17 protein-coding genes are annotated in these 16,002 nt (G+C 64.5%); 10 read left to right on the top strand and 7 right to left on the bottom strand.

Annotation, left to right across the window (positions count from 1 at the left end; all coding sequences use genetic code 11):
• Together ACRARG_RS09975 and ACRARG_RS09970 are read left to right on the top strand one after the other, a co-directional pair.
• Positions 1–1,023 carry an aspartate-semialdehyde dehydrogenase gene (locus tag ACRARG_RS09975; RefSeq protein ID WP_432689859.1) on the top strand — a complete coding sequence of 341 codons (1,023 nt, stop codon included), beginning with the start codon at positions 1–3 and terminating at the stop codon, positions 1,021–1,023.
• Between the two features lie 483 nt (positions 1,024–1,506).
• Positions 1,507–3,141 carry a DUF4139 domain-containing protein gene (locus ACRARG_RS09970; protein WP_432689858.1) on the top strand — a complete coding sequence of 545 codons (1,635 nt, stop codon included), beginning with the start codon at positions 1,507–1,509 and terminating at the stop codon, positions 3,139–3,141.
• Positions 3,142–3,147: 6 nt separating this feature from the next.
• Here ACRARG_RS09970 and ACRARG_RS09965 read toward each other — a convergent pair whose 3' ends face one another.
• Positions 3,148–3,798 (bottom strand): carbonic anhydrase, encoded by a 651-nt coding sequence (locus ACRARG_RS09965; protein ID WP_432689857.1) that lies wholly within the window; start codon positions 3,796–3,798, stop codon positions 3,148–3,150.
• A 198-nt stretch (positions 3,799–3,996) separates the two neighbouring features.
• Here ACRARG_RS09965 and ACRARG_RS09960 point away from each other — a divergent pair, with 198 nt between their 5' ends.
• The 3 genes from ACRARG_RS09960 to ACRARG_RS09950 all read left to right on the top strand — a co-directional run bounded on the left by ACRARG_RS09960 (position 3,997) and on the right by ACRARG_RS09950 (position 6,684).
• Entirely contained in the window at positions 3,997–4,362 is a 366-nt protein-coding gene (locus ACRARG_RS09960) for a hypothetical protein (protein ID WP_432689856.1), read from the top strand.
• Between the two features lie 76 nt (positions 4,363–4,438).
• The gene (locus ACRARG_RS09955) at positions 4,439–5,824 is read left to right on the top strand and encodes a leucyl aminopeptidase family protein (RefSeq protein WP_432689855.1); all 1,386 of its coding nucleotides are present in this window, start codon (positions 4,439–4,441) and stop codon (positions 5,822–5,824) included.
• Entirely contained in the window at positions 5,821–6,684 is an 864-nt protein-coding gene (locus tag ACRARG_RS09950; RefSeq protein WP_432689854.1) for a C40 family peptidase, read from the top strand. Before ACRARG_RS09955 ends, ACRARG_RS09950 begins: the two co-directional genes overlap by 4 nt.
• A 9-nt stretch (positions 6,685–6,693) precedes the next feature.
• On the opposite strand, the gene ACRARG_RS09945 is transcribed toward ACRARG_RS09950, so the two are convergent.
• Positions 6,694–7,035: a DUF2794 domain-containing protein gene (locus tag ACRARG_RS09945; RefSeq protein ID WP_432689853.1), complete on the bottom strand. Its 342-nt coding sequence runs from the start codon at positions 7,033–7,035 to the stop codon at positions 6,694–6,696.
• Positions 7,036–7,188: 153 nt separating this feature from the next.
• Between ACRARG_RS09945 and pcaF the strand changes: the two genes are divergently transcribed.
• Positions 7,189–8,382 carry a 3-oxoadipyl-CoA thiolase gene (pcaF, locus tag ACRARG_RS09940; RefSeq protein ID WP_432689852.1) on the top strand — a complete coding sequence of 398 codons (1,194 nt, stop codon included), beginning with the start codon at positions 7,189–7,191 and terminating at the stop codon, positions 8,380–8,382.
• Positions 8,383–8,450: 68 nt separating this feature from the next.
• On the opposite strand, the gene ACRARG_RS09935 is transcribed toward pcaF, so the two are convergent.
• Positions 8,451–9,200, bottom strand: a complete 750-nt coding sequence (locus ACRARG_RS09935) for an SDR family oxidoreductase (protein ID WP_432689851.1) — start codon at positions 9,198–9,200, stop codon at positions 8,451–8,453.
• Positions 9,201–9,512: 312 nt separating this feature from the next.
• Positions 9,513–10,343, bottom strand: a complete 831-nt coding sequence (gene map / locus ACRARG_RS09930) for a type I methionyl aminopeptidase (RefSeq protein WP_432689850.1) — start codon at positions 10,341–10,343, stop codon at positions 9,513–9,515.
• Positions 10,344–10,608: 265 nt separating this feature from the next.
• Here map and ACRARG_RS09925 point away from each other — a divergent pair, with 265 nt between their 5' ends.
• Genes ACRARG_RS09925 through ACRARG_RS09910 form a run of 4 tightly spaced genes read left to right on the top strand, consistent with a single transcriptional unit; the run spans position 10,609 to position 13,543 of the window.
• The gene (locus tag ACRARG_RS09925) at positions 10,609–11,334 is read left to right on the top strand and encodes a competence/damage-inducible protein A (RefSeq protein WP_432689849.1); all 726 of its coding nucleotides are present in this window, start codon (positions 10,609–10,611) and stop codon (positions 11,332–11,334) included.
• Positions 11,327–12,049, top strand: a complete 723-nt coding sequence (locus tag ACRARG_RS09920) for a GNAT family N-acetyltransferase (RefSeq protein ID WP_432689848.1) — start codon at positions 11,327–11,329, stop codon at positions 12,047–12,049. The genes ACRARG_RS09925 and ACRARG_RS09920 overlap by 8 nt, the downstream gene beginning before the upstream one ends.
• 1 nt (position 12,050) lies before the next feature.
• The gene (locus ACRARG_RS09915) at positions 12,051–12,620 is read left to right on the top strand and encodes a peroxidase-related enzyme (RefSeq protein ID WP_432689847.1); all 570 of its coding nucleotides are present in this window, start codon (positions 12,051–12,053) and stop codon (positions 12,618–12,620) included.
• 2 nt (positions 12,621–12,622) lie between these two features.
• Complete coding sequence (locus tag ACRARG_RS09910; RefSeq protein ID WP_432689846.1) at positions 12,623–13,543, top strand: OmpA family protein; 921 nt, start codon at positions 12,623–12,625, stop codon at positions 13,541–13,543.
• A 146-nt stretch (positions 13,544–13,689) separates the two neighbouring features.
• Here the strand turns inward: ACRARG_RS09910 and ACRARG_RS09905 are convergent, their stop codons facing one another.
• From ACRARG_RS09905 to ACRARG_RS09895, 3 genes are all read right to left on the bottom strand, one after another.
• Positions 13,690–14,595, bottom strand: a complete 906-nt coding sequence (locus ACRARG_RS09905) for a LysR family transcriptional regulator (protein WP_432689845.1) — start codon at positions 14,593–14,595, stop codon at positions 13,690–13,692.
• Between the two features lie 169 nt (positions 14,596–14,764).
• Positions 14,765–15,133, bottom strand: a complete 369-nt coding sequence (locus ACRARG_RS09900) for a hypothetical protein (RefSeq protein ID WP_432689844.1) — start codon at positions 15,131–15,133, stop codon at positions 14,765–14,767.
• A gap of 14 nt (positions 15,134–15,147) precedes the next feature.
• A complete protein-coding gene (locus ACRARG_RS09895; RefSeq protein WP_432689843.1) occupies positions 15,148–15,927 on the bottom strand; it encodes a DUF6478 family protein in 780 nt (259 codons plus the stop codon).
• Between the last annotated feature and the right edge of the window lie 75 nt (positions 15,928–16,002).

The following is a 16,002-nucleotide window of genomic DNA, read 5'->3' as shown; positions in this document are numbered from 1 at the left end:
ATGGGCTACAAAGTCGTCGTCGCCGGTGCCACGGGTAACGTGGGTCGGGAAATGCTGAACATCCTCGCCGAACGGGAGTTTCCCGTCGATGAGATCGCCGTTCTTGCTTCGCGGAAATCGCTGGGCACAGAGGTCAGCTTTGGGGACAAGACTCTGAAGACCCAGGATCTGGATACCTTCGATTTCACCGGCTGGGATATTGCGCTGTTCGCCGTGGGCTCCGGCCCGACGAAGGAATATGCGCCCAAGGCCGCGAAGGCGGGCTGCGTGGTTATCGATAACTCCTCGCTCTACCGCTACGACCCGGATGTGCCGCTGGTCGTGCCGGAGGTGAACCCGGAGGCGGTCGATGGCTATGCCAAGAAGAACATCATCGCCAACCCCAATTGTTCGACCGCGCAGATGGTCGTGGCGCTGAAACCGCTGCATGACAGGGCGAAGATCAAGCGGGTTGTGGTCTCGACCTACCAGTCCGTGTCGGGTGCCGGGAAAGAGGGGATCGACGAGCTCTGGGATCAGACCAAGTCGATCTACAACCCGACGTCGGACTATGAGCCGAAGAAATTCACCAAGCAGATCGCCTTTAACGTGATCCCGCATATTGACGTCTTCATGGAAGACGGCTCCACGAAAGAAGAGTGGAAGATGGTGGCGGAGACGAAGAAGATCATCGATCCGTCGATCAAGGTGACCGCGACCTGTGTGCGCGTGCCGGTCTTTGTCGGCCATTCCGAGGCGGTGAATATCGAGACGGAAGATTTCCTCGACGAGGACGAGGCCCGCGACATCCTGCGCGAGGCGCCGGGCTGCATGGTGATCGACAAGCGCGAGGACGGCGGCTACGTCACCCCGATCGAGAGTGTCGGGGATTATGCGACCTTCATTTCGCGCATCCGTCAGGATGGGACGATCGAGAACGGTCTGAACATGTGGGTCGTGTCGGACAACCTGCGCAAGGGCGCGGCGCTGAACGCGGTGCAGATCGCGGAAACGCTGGGCAAGCGGGTGCTGAAGAAGGGGTGAGGCCCGGTCCGGCGCGGTTGCGCCGGTGAAAGGTCCGGTGGACCTTTCAAGCCGCGAACGGGCGAAGCCCCGGGGTTAAGCCCGGTTCGCGTAGCCCAGGGATGGGCCTCAACAGGCTCACAGTCCCGATCATCTTACAGATTCCCAAAGGGCGGTCGTCGAGCCGCCCTTTTACGTTTCCGGAGGTCTTCCCGGCCGGAATCAAGGTCCCGCAGGGACCGCCGGCCAGCGGCCGACCGCCCCCCGGGCGGCCGCTTCGACACCGGATGCGCGGGGCTGACCCTCTCGCCATGTGTCACGATAAATCGACCGGCCACAATCGTCGGTGCGGCCCCCCGCGGTCGGCCGCTGGCCTCTGCCCCGGCCTCACCCCAACGTGATCGGCGGAAAAGGGGTGCGGGGGCGTGAAACCTGAGATGACCTCTTGGCGGTTGCGTGGCAATCCGGGAGAGTCCCACCAATGAACGACGCCGGGAGGTCCATATGCGTTTTTCCATTTTTTCCCTGACCCTGCTTGCTGTTCCCTCGGCTCTCTGGGCGGATGATATCGCTGTGAAAAGCCAGGTGACGGCAGCCACCGTTTTTCCGGACGGGGCGACGCTGACGCGGATGGCCGATGTCTCGGTTCCTGCGGGCACGCATCAGATCGTACTGACGGATATGCCGGTCATCGACCCGGCGAGCCTGCGGCTCTCCCTGCCCGGTGTCACCATGGGCGCGATCCGCTACCGGCGGGATTTCGTGCCGCCCCGGACGGCGGACCAGACGGCGGCCGTTGAGGCGGCCGAGGATATCGTGGAGGCCCGGGAGCGTGATCTTGAGGCGGCGCAGGATGCCGTCGCCGGCATCCGGATCGAAGCGGAAGCGGCCAAGGCCCGTATTGCCTTTCTTGAGGGGCTGGGGTCCAGTGAGGGGATCGCGGCGGCAGGTCTTGATACGATCCGTGATCTGGCAAGGCTGATCTCCGACGAAGGGCTGGAGGCGCGGCGCGCGGTTCTGGCGGCAGAGGCGCGGGCGCGGGATGCGCAGCGCGATGTGACAGAGGCGCAGACGGCGCTGAGCGATGCAAAGCAGGCGCTCAAGGCGCTGGATACGGAGGACGAAGCACGGGCTTATCTGACCGTCGATGTTCAGACCGATGCGCCTGTTGAGGGCGAAATGAGCCTGACCTATGCCGTGGGCGCGGCGGGATGGGCGCCGACCTATGATCTTTACCTGACAACCGGTGATGCAGCGTCGCTGACCATGGACCGGGGCGCCTATGTCTATCAGCAGACCGGGGAGAACTGGAGCGATATCGCTCTGACGCTGTCGACCGTGCGGCCCGCCGCCGGGGGCGTGCCGGGCGAGGTCTGGCCCTGGCTGCGCCGCATTTACGATAAGGTGCCACAGCCGATCCCGATGGCACGGGGCACGGCAAAGCTGGCGCTCGATTCGATGGTGGAGGCTGCCCCCGCACCTGTTGTGGCAGAGGAAGTGGCGGCCTCTGCCCTGACCAACGGGATTTCGATGACCTACAGCTATCCCGACAAGGTCAGCATCGCCAATGGGGCGGATGAGGTGCGCATCGCGCTGGGGTCGCTGGAGTTCAGCCCGGAGATCTATGCCCGGGCCGTGCCGCTGTCGGACAGCACCGCCTTTCTGACGGCCGCGATCACCAATGAGACGGGGGAGATTATCCTGCCTGCCGAGACGGCGCAGTTCTACCTTGACGGGACCTATGTGGGGCAGCGCTGGATGGACATCCTGCCTGACGGAGAGGAGGCGGAGCTGTCCTTCGGCGCCATCGACGGGCTGCGGCTGGAGCGGGTCGTGAAGGACCGGCAGGAAGGCGATCGCGGCGTGATCACCAAGTCCAACGAGGAGACCGAAGAGGTCGCGATCACCCTGCGCAACCTGACGCCCCGCGACTGGGAGGTGCGGCTCTTGGACCGGGTGCCGGTGTCGGAACAGGAGGATCTGAAGATCGCCTGGGAGGCCAGCCCCATGCCCGAGGCGCAGGATGTCGATGACAAACGCGGCGTGCTGGAATGGCGGTTCGACATGGCGCCCGGTGCAGAGCAGGAGGTCGCCCTCTCGCACCGCATCACCTGGCCGACGGATAAGGTTCTGCGCTGAGGCGGGTCAGATCGGCTCGAACGTGTTCTTGGCGGGGTTGTACTGTTCGACCCCGCCTTCGCCGATATCGTTCCAGAGCCCGTGCAGGGTCAGATCGCCGGTTTTGACCTTTTCCTCCACAAAGGGGAAGGTCATGAGGTTGGTGAGGGACACCAGGACGGCCTCCTTTTCCAGCGCGTTTACCCGCTCCTGCTCATCCTCGATATCCTTGACCCGGTCATAGCCGGGACGGAGGATATCCATCCAGCGGCCGACAAAGCTGGATTTCTCTTCCAGCTCGGGCGCATTGCCGGAACACATGTCATGACAGCCGCGCACGCCGCCGCAGCTGGAATGGCCGACAATCACGATATGGGCGACCTTGAGCGCGGTGACGGCATATTCGACCGCGGCTGAGGTGCCGTGCTGATTGCCGTCGGGCTCATAGGGCGGAACGAGGTTGGCGATATTGCGGTGAATAAAGAATTCGCCCTGATCGGCGCCAAAGATGGCGGTGACGTGCACGCGCGAGTCGCAGCAGGAGATGATCATGGCGCGGGGGCGCTGCCCCTCGTCGGCCAGGCGTTTGTACCAGGATTTGTTCTCGGCAAATGTCGTCGCGCGCCAGCCGTGGAATCGCTGGACCAGATATGTCGGAAGAGGTTTCGCGTGATGCATGATGGCTCCTTTCCTGATCCGCTGCCGCGGGGATGTGACGTTCAGGTATATAGCGGCTTTCTGCAGAGTGAACCGGATTTGAGATGAATTTCCCGGAGAAAGCGGAATTGCGGCAAGGATTTGGGAAGGGGCCGGGGCGTATTTCCGTCGCGGGTGGCGGGTCTTTCGCAAGAGGGTGACAAAGTGATTCCTGTATTTTTGTACGCCTCGGACGAACCTGTCCGGGTCGATCAGCAGTGCCTGACGGCGCTTGTCGATGAGCTTGGCGCGGATGAGGCAGGCGATGTCCTGTTTCGTGCCATGGAAGAGCTGGCTGTGCGGCTGTCCGTCGCCGACAGCCTGTACACAGAGGGCCAGGCGGATGGGCTGAAGCGGGCGGTCGGGTCGCTGTGCCGTATTGCAGGGCAGATCGGTCTTCATGAGGTCTGCCGCGTCGGGGCGGATGTGACCGGATGTCTCGATGCCGGCGATCCGGTTGCAGTGGCGGCGACCTTTGCGCGGTTGCAACGTGTCTGCGACCGGTCCCTGACTGCTATCTGGGACATGCAGACCCGCGGAACCTGACCGGGTCTGGGGCCGCGCACCCTTGCGGCTGGACAGGTTAAGACTAGGCTCCGGGGAAAGTGACCAGGAGACACAGATGCCGCTGACCTTTTCGACCGCCGGGGACAAAGCCCTGCCGCTTCACGTCATAGAGCCGGACGGGCTGGAGGGCTGGCTGGCCGCAGCCACGGCGACAGAGGCGACCTGGGTCCGGGCCTCGGGATTTTCCGGTGCCATGGGCGAGACGCTGTTGGTGTCGGATGGCAATGGCGCGCCAAAGATGGCGCTGGCCGGATATGGGTCGGCGGCGTCACGGCGGCGGGGGCGGTTTGCGCTGGCCGCGGCCGCGGTGGCCCTGCCCGACGGGGATTACCGGCTTGATCAGGTTCCATCGGGCTTTGCGGCAGAAGAGGAGGCTCTGGGCTGGTTGCTGGCCGGATATGTGTTCGACCGCTACCGGGTGCAGAAACATCCCACAGCGCGGCTGGTGGCCCCGCAGGGCACAGATGCGCCCCGGCTGGAGGCGATCGCGGCGGGCGAGGCGTTGACGCGGGACCTGATCAATACGCCTGCGTCCGACATGGGGCCGGAGGAGCTGGAGGCCGCCGCACGCGAGCTGGCCCGCGCGCAGGGCGCAACCATAGAGGTGATTTCCGGCGAGACATTGCTGGACCGCAACTTTCCGATGATCCATGCGGTTGGCCGCGCCTCCCCCCGGGCGCCGCGGCTTATCGACATGCGCTGGGGCAGCGCCGGGCCAAAGCTGACGCTGGTTGGCAAGGGGGTCTGTTTCGATACCGGGGGGCTGGATATCAAACCCTCGGCTTCGATGGGGCTGATGAAGAAGGATATGGGCGGGGCGGCCACCGTGCTGGGGCTGGCGCAGATGATCATGACTTTGGGCCTGCCGGTGCAGCTGCGGGTGCTGGTGCCAGCGGTTGAGAACGCTGTGGCGGGCAATGCGTTCCGCCCGCAGGACATCCTGACCGCCCGCAATGGCCTGACGGTAGAGATCAACAATACCGATGCCGAGGGGCGGCTGGTGCTGGCCGATGCGCTGGTCTACGGGGCGGAGGAGGCGCCGGACCTGATGCTGTCCATGGCGACCCTGACGGGTGCGGCGCGGGTGGCTGTGGGGCCGGACCTTGCGCCGTTTTACACCGATGACGAGGCGGTGGCCGCGGCGATTGCCCGGGGGGCTGCCGATGTGGCCGATCCGGTCTGGCGAATGCCGTTCCACGAGCCTTACGAGGCCATGATCGAGCCGGGGATTGCCGATCTGGACAATGCGCCGAAGGGCGGATTTGCCGGGTCGATCACCGCCGCGCTTTTCCTGCGCCGGTTTGCCGGGGCGGGGGTGCGCTATACCCATTTCGATATTTACGGCTGGCAGCCTGCTGCCGCTCCGGCGCGCCCCAAGGGCGGTGTCGGGCAGGGTGCGCGGGCGGTTCTGGCTGCATTGCCGGAGGTGCTGGGGCTGTGAGCCAGGTGCCGCAGGACCGGCGGGCGCTGAAGGCCAATGGCCGGGTCGCCGATATCTCGCTCGACGGGATGGTGGAGGCGGAGCGCTTTGTCGTGCCGGAGCTGCTGCGTGTTGTCCTGCCGGTGGCGCCTCTGCTGGACCGCCCCGGCGGTCGGCGGGAACGGGAGCTGGCCTTTGGGCAGGGGTTTTTCGTTCTGGAACAGGTGGATGGCTTTGCCTTCGGCTATGCGGAGCGGGACGGGTTCGTGGGATATGTGGCGGAGGCCGCGCTGGCGGTGATGCCGGCCCCCACGCACCGGGTCATCGCCCCGACCTACGGTTTTCCGGAACCCGGGCTGAAATGCCCGGAGCCGCCGGTGATCCTGCCGGTGGGCGCGCTGGTCAGTGGTGAGGTGACGCGGTTCGATCATTGCGACTGGCTGGAGGTGGCCTATGGCGCCGGGGTGCTGCATGTCCCCATGCCGCAGCTTGCCCCGGTGGGCGAGGTCGCGACCGATCTGGTGGCGGAGGCCGCGCGATATCTCAATGTGCCCTATCTCTGGGGCGGCAATTCCGGCTTCGGGATCGACTGTTCGGGGCTGGTGCAGGCGGCTTGTCTGGCTTGCGGCCTAGACTGTCCGGGGGACAGCGATCAGCAGGCTGCGGGGCTGGGGCAGGCGCTGCCCGAGGACGCCGCCCTGCAACGCGGCGATCTGGTCTTCTGGAAGGGTCATGTCGGCTGGGTCACGGGCGACGGTCGGCTGCTGCATGCCAATGCCCATCACATGGCCGTCGCCTATGAACCGCTGGAGGAGGCCATCACCCGAATCGCCGCCTCTGGTCTGCCGGTTACGGGGCGGCGTCGGGTGCTGGTGCTCTGAGCGCTGTGGCTATTCGACAACCCGGATCAGCTTGCGCTCCAGCACCCGCAGAACCGTCTTCAGGTCATGGCCGCGCTTGAGGATCTGCCCGTTCATGCCGACGACGGAATACATGCCCTGTTTCCCCTGCATCTTCGGCCGTTTCTCGATCCGGTAGAGCGGCTGTTCGGCGGTGCGCCGGAAGACGGAGAAAATGGCGACATCTGTCAGGGTCGAAAGCCCGTAATCCCGCCACTCCCCGGCCGCGACCATGCGTCCGTACAGCGACAGGATGACCGAGAGCTCGGTCCTGTGAAAGGCGACACGCTCGCCCTGCGAACCGGTGAAGGGGGTGGGGGAGTGGATGGTCATGCGGACAGCCTCCGCCTGTTCCGGCGCGAAATCAAGAAACTTTAGGGCCGGGGCGCATAACAGGTTCGCCTGGCGGAACAAATTTCCATCCTGCTTGACCCCCGCCGCATCCCGGCGCAACGTGCCGCGGACATGTAATTTCAGGAGATCGAAATGGCCGAGGCTTTTCTGTGCGACGGGCTGAGAACACCGATTGGACGTTACGGCGGGGCCCTGTCTGCCGTGCGTCCCGACGACATGCTGGCGCATGTGATGAAGGAACTCATGGCGCGCAACACAGGCGTCAAAGTGGACGAGGTCATGATGGGCTGCGCCAATCAGGGCGGCGAGGACAACCGCAATGTGGCGCGGATGTCGGCGCTGCTGGCGGGTCTGGGCGAGGACGTGCCGGGGATGACGATCAACCGTCTCTGCGGCTCTGGCCTCGATGCCGTGGGGACGGCCGCGCGCGCCGTAAAGACCGGCGAGGCGGAGGTAGTGATCGCGGGCGGCGTCGAGTCGATGAGCCGCGCGCCGCTGGTCATGCCCAAGGCCGACAGCGCCTTTTCCCGCAAGGCGGAGATCTACGACACGACCATCGGCTGGCGCTTTGTGAACAAGGCGATGCACAAGCATTTTGGCACGGATTCCATGCCGGAGACGGCAGAAAACGTGGCCGAACAGTTCCAGATCGGCCGCGAGGCGCAGGATGAATTCGCCCTGCGCTCGCAGCAGCGGGCGCTGGCCGCCATCGCTTCCGGCCGTCTGGCGGAGGAGATCACGGCGGTGACGATCCCGCAGCGCAAGGGTGACGCGATCATCGTCGATACCGACGAGCATCCCCGCGACACCACGCTGGAGAAGCTGGCGAAACTGCCGACGCCCTTCCGCGAGGGTGGGTCGGTGACGGCGGGCAATGCCTCCGGCGTCAATGATGGGGCCTGTGCGGTGATCATCGCCTCCGCCGCGGCGGTGGAGAAATACGGGCTGACGCCGCGCGCCCGCATCACCGCCATGGCGACGGCCGGCGTGCCGCCGCGCATCATGGGGATCGGGCCCGCACCGGCGACGGAAAAGCTGCTGGCGATGACCGGCTATTCCATCGGCGACGTGGATCTGATCGAGCTGAACGAGGCCTTCGCGGCGCAGGGTCTGGCCGTGACGCGTCAGCTGGGCCTGCCCGACGATGCCGATCATGTGAACCCCAATGGCGGCGCGATTGCCCTGGGCCATCCGCTGGGCATGTCCGGCGCCCGTCTGGCGCTGACGGCTGGTCTTTCGATGGGCCATATGGGCGCCAAGCGCGCGATCTGCACCATGTGCATCGGCGTGGGGCAGGGGATCGCCCTGATGCTGGAAGCGGCGTGATCGCTTTCAATCTGAATGCCGGGCGCCGCCTCTTCTGAGCGGCGCCCGATTTCATTTCCGCAAATGCCTCAGGTCTTGTTGACCGAATTGCCACCGTCCGCGAGGATTGCCGCGCCGGTGACAAAGCTCGCCTCGTCGGAGAGCAGGAAGGCCGCGACCCGGGCGATCTCCTCTGCCCCGGCCAGCCGTTTCAGCGCATGCAGCTGCGCGGCCCAGTCGTGGAAGGACGGATCGTCGCCTGCCATCGCCGTCTTGGTCCCGCCGGGCAGGATCGCATTGACCCGCACGCCCGCCTGCCCGAGTTCGACCGCCAGCACCTTAACGAGCCCTGTGACACCCGCCTTGGCCGCCGCATAGGCGCCCATGCCGGGCAGGCCCAGCTCCGGACCCACAAAGCTGGAGGTGAAAAGCAGTGCGCCCTTAGACCGGGTCAGCGCCGGCACCTGCGCCTTGGCGGCGATGAAGGCGGCGGTGAGGTTGGTGGCGATGACGCTGTCCCAGCTCTCCCGGCTTGTCTCGGTCACGGGGGTTCCATCGCCGGTGCTGCCGGCATTGTTGAACGCGCCATGCAGCGCGCCGAATTCGCTTTCGGCCCGGGCGACCAGCGCCTCCATATGGGCGGTATCGGCTACGTCCCCCGCCTGGGCGATGATCTTGGCCCCGGTGGCGGCGATCTCCTGCGCGACGGTGTCCAGCCGATCCGCGCCGCGCGCGGTCAGGACAAGGTTTGCGCCCTGCGCGGCGAGCAGCCGCGCGGTCGCCGCGCCAATGCCGGAGGAGGCTCCGGTGACCAGTACTGTCTTCTTTTCGAAACGCATGGTTTCTCTCCTGTTCTGTCAACAGGGGCGAAAAACCACGTCACGGTGCGGTGGGGCGACCCGGATCCTGCGCTCTAGTAAAGCGGGGCGGTCAAGGCGCAGGATCCGGACTGCTGCCAGCTTCATCTTTCCCAAAATACTCCGGGGGTGAATTGGCCACCGGCCAAGAGGGGGCAGCGCCCCCTTCCCCTTCGGGTATGTGTGCTTCACTTGAGGTAGAGGGCCGAGCTTGCAACCGGCCGCCCCTGCTCGCGTTGGGGGCACCGCAACCAGCGGTCAGACTGGGCCTCCAGCCTGCGTGGTCAGGCAAGCTCAGCTGTAGGTGGGGTGGAACAGGCCGCCGGGGGAGAGGGTGAAGATCTCCACCCCGTCCGAGGTCACGCCGACCGAGTGTTCGAACTGGGCCGAGAGCGACTTGTCGCGGGTCACGGCGGTCCAGTCGTCGGCCAGCACCTTGGTTTCGGGCCGGCCCAGGTTCACCATCGGCTCAATGGTGAAGAACATGCCCTCTTCCAGCGTGGGACCAGAGCCGGGACGGCCATAGTGCAGCACGTTCGGCGGGGCGTGGAACACCCGGCCCAGCCCGTGCCCGCAGAAGTCGCGCACTACGGACATGCGATTGGCTTCGACATAGGTCTGGATCGCATGGCCGATATCGCCAAAGGTGGCGCCGGGACGCACGGTTTCGATGCCTTTGAACAGGGCATCGTGGGTGACCTGGATCAGGCGTTCGGATCGACGCGACAATTTGCCGGCCACATACATGCGGCTGGTGTCGCCATACCACCCGTCAAGGATCACGGTGACGTCGATATTCAGGATGTCGCCATCCTTGAGCTTTTTGTCGCCGGGAATGCCATGGCACACGACGTGGTTGATCGAGATGCAGGAGGCGTGCTGATAGCCCTTGTAGCCGATCGTGGCGGAGGTGACACCGGGCACCGCATCGATTTTTTCCTCGATGATGCGATCGATTTCGGCAGTCGTCTGTCCGGGGAAAATATGCTCCGCGATCTCATCGAGAATCCGTGCGGCAACCGCGCCGGCACGGCGCATGCCTTCGAAATCGGATTCCTGATAAATGCGAATCCCCTCGCGCGTTATCTGCGCCTTGTCGTCCACCTGAACCCCTTTCCGGAACATAGACTGTAAATAGGCCAATCCGTTCAGAGTTTCAACGCTGTCGGCGCGCCGTCGCGGCAATGTCACCGGTATATTTTTCAGAACGTGCAGAATTTAGCAAATCCGCTTTGGCCGCGATCCGGCGTGGGTACGCATGACGCTCGGTCATCGGCCGTTATCCGGTCCGGGCCGAAAGCCGGCCTGTCATGGTGCGGGACGAGAGGGGTTTGAAAGCTTCGGGCCCGAGCCTATACCCTAGGGAGCAGGACAGGAGACCGGAGCCCAAATGTCTAATCCACGCGCCGCCATGCTTGTCATCGGTGATGAAATCCTTTCCGGGCGGACCCGTGACGCCAATATGTACCACCTCGCCGGGGCGCTGACCAAAATCGGCGTCGACCTGGCGGAGGTGCGGGTGGTGGCCGATGACGCGCCCGCGATCGTGGCTGCGGTCCGGGCGCTGTCGGATAATTTTGATGTGGTGTTCACCTCGGGCGGGATCGGCCCCACACACGACGATATCACCGCGGACTGCATCGCAGAGGCCTTTGGCCGGTCCATTGACGTGCGCCCCGATGCGCGCAAGCTGCTGGAGGATCACTGGCGCCCGCGCGGCGTGGAGATCACGGAGGCCCGGCTGCGGATGGCGCGGATCCCCGAAGGTGCGGTTCTGATCGACAATCCGGTCTCTGTGGCGCCCGGCTTCACCGTGGAGAATGTGCATGTCATGGCCGGCGTGCCCTCCGTATTCGAGGCGATGGTGGCCTCGGTTCTGCCGAGCCTGACCGGGGGCACCACGTTGCTGAGCGAAAGCCTGCGGATCATCCGGCCCGAAGGCGATATCGCCGGGCCGCTGCGCGATCTGGCACAGGAATATGCCGATCTGTCTTTCGGGTCTTACCCCTTCAGCCAGAACGGTATCTACGGCGCCAATGTCGTCGTCAGAGGCAGCGAGGCGCCGCGTGTTTCAGAGGCGATGACGCGTCTGGCGGCACTGTTCCCCGATGCCTGATCCGGAGCGCTACTTCGCGGCGGCGGAGGCAACCTGGGCCCCGGCGGAAAAGATCGAGCTGGGCGCTGTTACCCTGCGGCGCAGCCCCGGCGGCGGCAAGCGGGTTACTGCGGCCACGGCCCGCGATGGCGTCACCACACAGGATATTCTTGAGGCAGAAGCGCGGATGCGCGGGTTCGGCCAGCAGCCCCTTTTTCAGCTGCGTGGCGACCAGATGGCGCTGGATCAGATGCTGGAGGCCGGCGGCTATGCGGTGGCCGACCCTACGCGCATTCTGGCCTGTCCGATAGACCGGGTCGCGGATTTGCAGCATGACCGGGAACAGTCCTGCCTTGCCGTCTGGGAACCTTTGGCGATCCAGCTGGAATTCTGGGCCAATGGCGGGGTGGGTCCCGACCGGATTGCGGTCATGGAGCGCTCTGCCGAGCCAAAGACAGCGCTGATCGGGCGGTTCGTAAATTCTCCGGGCGGGACGGCCTTTGTCGCTGTCTCCGGCGGGATCGGGATGCTGCATGCGCTGGAGATCATCTCGGCGTCGCGCCGCCATGGGATGGGGCGCGCCATGACAATTCAGGCCGCGCAATGGGCCCGGGCACAGGGGGCGGATACCTTCGCGCTGCTGTGCGTAGAGAGCAATGTGGCCGCCAATGCGCTGTATTCCGGGCTGGGGATGGACCCGGTGGGCCGTTATCACTATCGCATCAAGGAGGGATGAGATGACCCGAGATTTGCCAACCGCGCTGGACCTGCCGATGGTGGACCCGCTGCCGGCGCCGACACAGAAATATTTCGACATCTGCATGGACAAGCTGGGCATGGTGCCGAATGTGCTCAGGTCCTATGCCTTCGACATCGACAAGCTGAATGCCTTTACCGCACTTTATAACGATCTGATGCTGGCCGACAGCGGTCTGACCAAGCTGGAGCGGGAGATGATCGCGGTCGTCGTGTCGTCGATCAACGGGTGTTTCTACTGCCTGACCGCGCATGGCGCGGCTGTGCGGGAACTGTCTGGCGATCCCATTCTGGGAGAGATGATGGTGATGAATTACCGCGTCGCCGATCTGGAGCCGCGACAGCGGGCGATGCTGGATTTCGCCGCGATGATCACGACCGACAGTCGCAAGATCGGCGAGGCGGACCGTCAGGCGCTGCGCGATCACGGATTTTCGGATCGCGATATCTGGGACATTGCCAATGTCGCGGCGTTTTTCAATATGACCAACCGGGTGGCGAGTGCGACGGACATGCGGCCCAATGACGATTATCACGCGCAGGCCCGCTGAGCGTGAAAGCCGGTCTCGCTCTTCTGATCCTGTTGAGTGCGGCGCCCTGTCGGGCGCTGGAACCGGCGGGTCTGGCGGATCGCGCAGAGCTTACCTTTGACGACAGCAGTCCGGCGGTGTCGCTGACGCTGCCTACGGGCGTGGCCGCCGCAGGGGCCGTGCCGCTGGAAACCGTGGAAGGCGGCCTGCGGCGGCGCGTCTGGCGTCTGCCCGGGACGGCGCCACTGCTGGAACTGATCCGGCCCCTGCGGGAGCAATTCGCCGCCGCCGGGTATGAGATCACCGTCGACTGCGACGCGGTAGCCTGCGGCGGGTTCGACTTCCGGTACAGTCTGCCGGTGCTCCCGGCGCCCGACATGTCCGTGGATCTGTTTCAATTCAGGGTGCTGATCGGGCAGCGTGCCGGTCCGGGCCCGCGGGAGATCGTCTATGCTCTGGCCAGCCGGGGGCGGGCGGGCGGTTACCTTCAGCTGTATGAAATGCGGGTGCAGGACGCGCCGGACCTGCCGTCGCAAACCGAGATCACGACCAGCTGGGAACCTGAGGCCAGCCCGGAGATGTCCGGGCTTCTGGAGCGTGGTCATGTCGTGCTGCACGGGCTGGAGTTCGAGACCGGCGCGGACACTTTGGCCGACAGGGGATATCCCTCGCTTGAAGCGGTGGCGACGTTCCTGAAGGCCGCGCCCGGTCGGGTGGTGGCGCTGGTCGGGCATACGGATGCCGTCGGATCGCTGGAGGGCAACACCAGCCTGTCGCGACGGCGAGCCGAAGCGGTGCGCCGCCGCCTGATAGAGCGCTACGGCGTGCCGGCACAGCAGATGATCGCACAGGGCGCGGGGTTTCTTGCGCCTGTTGCGAGCAATCTGACCGAAACGGGCCGGGCCGCCAATCGTCGGGTCGAGGCGGTTCTGCTGGAGGAATAGCCGGAGCGGCGGGCTTTTTGGCCCCGGGGACGCCGTGGCACCCGGCCCCGTTTAAGTGGGGCGCGTCCCTGACAAAAGAAAACCCGGCGCAAGCGCCGGGCAGTTAGCCTGAGGTCAGGCTTGGGGGAAGGAAATTCAGAATTAAATCACCACTTTTCCGGGCCTTTTTCGGCAAAGGAGCGGACGAGGAAGTCGATGAAGGCGCGCACCTTGGGCTGGGTGAACCGGCCCGGCGGATAGACCGCGTAGATGCCCTGCGTTTCGACCGGCAGGTCGGGGATGGCATCCATGACGAGGCCCTGTTCCATCGCATCGGCGTAAAGGAAGGAGGGCAGGTAAGCGATACCAAGGCCGGAGATCGCGGCATTGAGCAGCGACTGCCCGTCATTCACCGACAGCCAGCCTGCGGTGCGGACCTGACGTTTTTCACCCGAGGGGGCGGTCAGTTTCCAGACGTTGCCCGAAGACTGCGAGGAATAGTGCAGCAGCTTGTGATCGTTCAGATCGTCGATCTTGGCGGGCCGGCCGAATTTGGCGAAATATTCCGGGCTGGCGATCATGCGTTTCGACGTGTCGGTCAGCTTGCGGGCGCGGAGCGTGCTGTCTTCCAGCTCTCCGATCCGGATGGCCATGTCGAAGCCTTCGGAAATCAGCTCTACGTAGCGGTTGTTCAGCACCATGTTGACGGTGATGTCGGGGAATTCCGCCAGGAATTCACCCAGAACCGGGCTGAGATGATTCACGCCGAAATCCGTCGCCACCGAGATGCGCAAAAGGCCCGAAGGAGCGGATTGCATAGAGGTGACAAGAGCGTCTGCCTCGCCTGCATCATTCAGGACGCGGCGGGCGCGGTCGTAATAAGCCAGGCCGATCTCGGTCGGGGAGACACGGCGGGTGGTGCGGTTCAGAAGCCTTGCGCCCAGCCGCGCCTCCAGCGAGGAGACGTGTTTGGAGACGGCGGATTTTGAAATCCCCATCTTCTTGGCTGCGTCGGTGAAACCACCCTGGTCCACGACCGTCGCAAATGCTTCCATTTCTGTCAGACGGTCCATTGCTCTAACCTTTCTGCCTCAAGATATTTGTTCTCTCTGGCGATAGGTTATCGGTGCCAAATCAGGCACAAAGGCGGCGTGGCGTCGTCAATTGCGGGGTAATGTCGGGATCGTTCCTAGGCGGGAAACAGGGAAACAGCCCGTTTCGCGCCACATTTGGCGCGTGGCATCAGGTTTCGACGCAATGTCGCCGGAAAGCGCGTTTGAGCATATCAAGCTCGGCCCGCAGCAGATCTATCTCCGCCTGCTGGGTGGCATTGGCCATGTCACCCGCGATGATCGCGACGCTGTCGAGCAGGTCGCCGGTATTCGCTTCGTGAATGGTGAGGGTCTGTATCCCTTCGGAGATCAGGTCCTGCGGAATCGGGAAGGTCAGGCTCCAATCGCCATTGCCGAGAGGCTGGATCCGCACGGCTTCGATTTTTTCGTCGCGCAGGCGGACCTCGACGCCCGGGGTCACGCCGGAAGGCACGTCGGTCACGAGCCCTTCCCATGTGCCATTGGCGATGCGGGTCTTCTGTACACTCAGGACGCTCATGTCCCCTCCCCCCCTCAGAATGCGGCCCGCGGGCAGCGGGCGAATGTGAGGTCGCGCAGGATGACCTGATTCATCTGCGGCCCTTCGAAAATGAGATCGATCCAGGCGCGTTCGACGCGTTTTTCATTCAGCTGGGTGTAGGCAAGGTCGAATTCGACAAAGGGATCGCCGCTGTCGCGGGGCAGTTCGCGCACGATCTGTTCGGTATTCGGGCCGTGCACGATGTTCAGGCGCACAAAGATATCGATCGGCTGTTCAACTTCGGTATGGAGCGCGACCCGCATCAGATGGGTCTTGCGCAGACCGGACACCGCCGTTTCGGGCATGTTGATCACCAGCGACAGGAAACTTCCGTCAAAGGCAAAGACGTCCATCATCAGGCCGAAGGGCGCGAGGTCGGATTCGCGCAGATTGCGGATCTGGCGCAGCGACAGCTCTGACCGGGCGCAGTCGTGATAGAGTTTCACCTGGTCGCCAAGGCTGGATTCATTGGCAACAGCTGCCATACCGACCCGCAGAAGCGGCACGCGCCACAGATCGGGGCGCCAGGACCAGTCCGTGCCAAGCGGGGTGGGGAACAGTTTGGATCCGACCAGAGGCAGCCCAAGGCGTTCGTCTGTATGACGCAGGGCCTCGTCCAGATGGGGTTTGAGCTGGCGGGCGCGGGTGCGGATCAGTTTCAGTTCGGTTGGGTGAGCCGCGGCCGCTGTCGAGCGTGCGGCAAATATGCGCCAGCGCCGAAGCTCGCGCCGGTTTGTGATCCGCTCGATAAGGTCGGGGAGGGATTTTAACATCCGGATCCTGAATTCTGCCTGCCGGGGCCGGTCTGTCCGGCTTTGCCATTGTTATGGCACGGTTCGTATTACGAT

This window comes from Pseudooceanicola profundi, assembly GCF_050897955.1.
GTDB lineage: Bacteria > Pseudomonadota > Alphaproteobacteria > Rhodobacterales > Rhodobacteraceae > Pseudooceanicola.
This window is presented reverse-complemented; position numbering and strand designations above follow the sequence as displayed.

Excerpts from the sequence above, each read along its gene's own strand:
- ACRARG_RS09975 (WP_432689859.1), top strand. The coding sequence starts at position 1 with ATGGGCTACAAAGTCGTCGTCGCCGGTGCCACGGGTAACGTGGGTCGG.
- ACRARG_RS09970 (WP_432689858.1), top strand. The coding sequence starts at position 1,507 with ATGCGTTTTTCCATTTTTTCCCTGACCCTGCTTGCTGTTCCCTCGGCT.
- ACRARG_RS09965 (WP_432689857.1), bottom strand. The coding sequence starts at position 3,798 with ATGCATCACGCGAAACCTCTTCCGACATATCTGGTCCAGCGATTCCAC.
- ACRARG_RS09955 (WP_432689855.1), top strand. The coding sequence starts at position 4,439 with ATGCCGCTGACCTTTTCGACCGCCGGGGACAAAGCCCTGCCGCTTCAC.
- ACRARG_RS09945 (WP_432689853.1), bottom strand. The coding sequence starts at position 7,035 with ATGACCATCCACTCCCCCACCCCCTTCACCGGTTCGCAGGGCGAGCGT.
- pcaF (WP_432689852.1), top strand. The coding sequence starts at position 7,189 with ATGGCCGAGGCTTTTCTGTGCGACGGGCTGAGAACACCGATTGGACGT.
- ACRARG_RS09935 (WP_432689851.1), bottom strand. The coding sequence starts at position 9,200 with ATGCGTTTCGAAAAGAAGACAGTACTGGTCACCGGAGCCTCCTCCGGC.
- map (WP_432689850.1), bottom strand. The coding sequence starts at position 10,343 with ATGTTCCGGAAAGGGGTTCAGGTGGACGACAAGGCGCAGATAACGCGC.
- ACRARG_RS09925 (WP_432689849.1), top strand. The coding sequence starts at position 10,609 with ATGTCTAATCCACGCGCCGCCATGCTTGTCATCGGTGATGAAATCCTT.
- ACRARG_RS09920 (WP_432689848.1), top strand. The coding sequence starts at position 11,327 with ATGCCTGATCCGGAGCGCTACTTCGCGGCGGCGGAGGCAACCTGGGCC.
- ACRARG_RS09915 (WP_432689847.1), top strand. The coding sequence starts at position 12,051 with ATGACCCGAGATTTGCCAACCGCGCTGGACCTGCCGATGGTGGACCCG.
- ACRARG_RS09905 (WP_432689845.1), bottom strand. The coding sequence starts at position 14,595 with ATGGACCGTCTGACAGAAATGGAAGCATTTGCGACGGTCGTGGACCAG.
- ACRARG_RS09900 (WP_432689844.1), bottom strand. The coding sequence starts at position 15,133 with ATGAGCGTCCTGAGTGTACAGAAGACCCGCATCGCCAATGGCACATGG.
- ACRARG_RS09895 (WP_432689843.1), bottom strand. The coding sequence starts at position 15,927 with ATGTTAAAATCCCTCCCCGACCTTATCGAGCGGATCACAAACCGGCGC.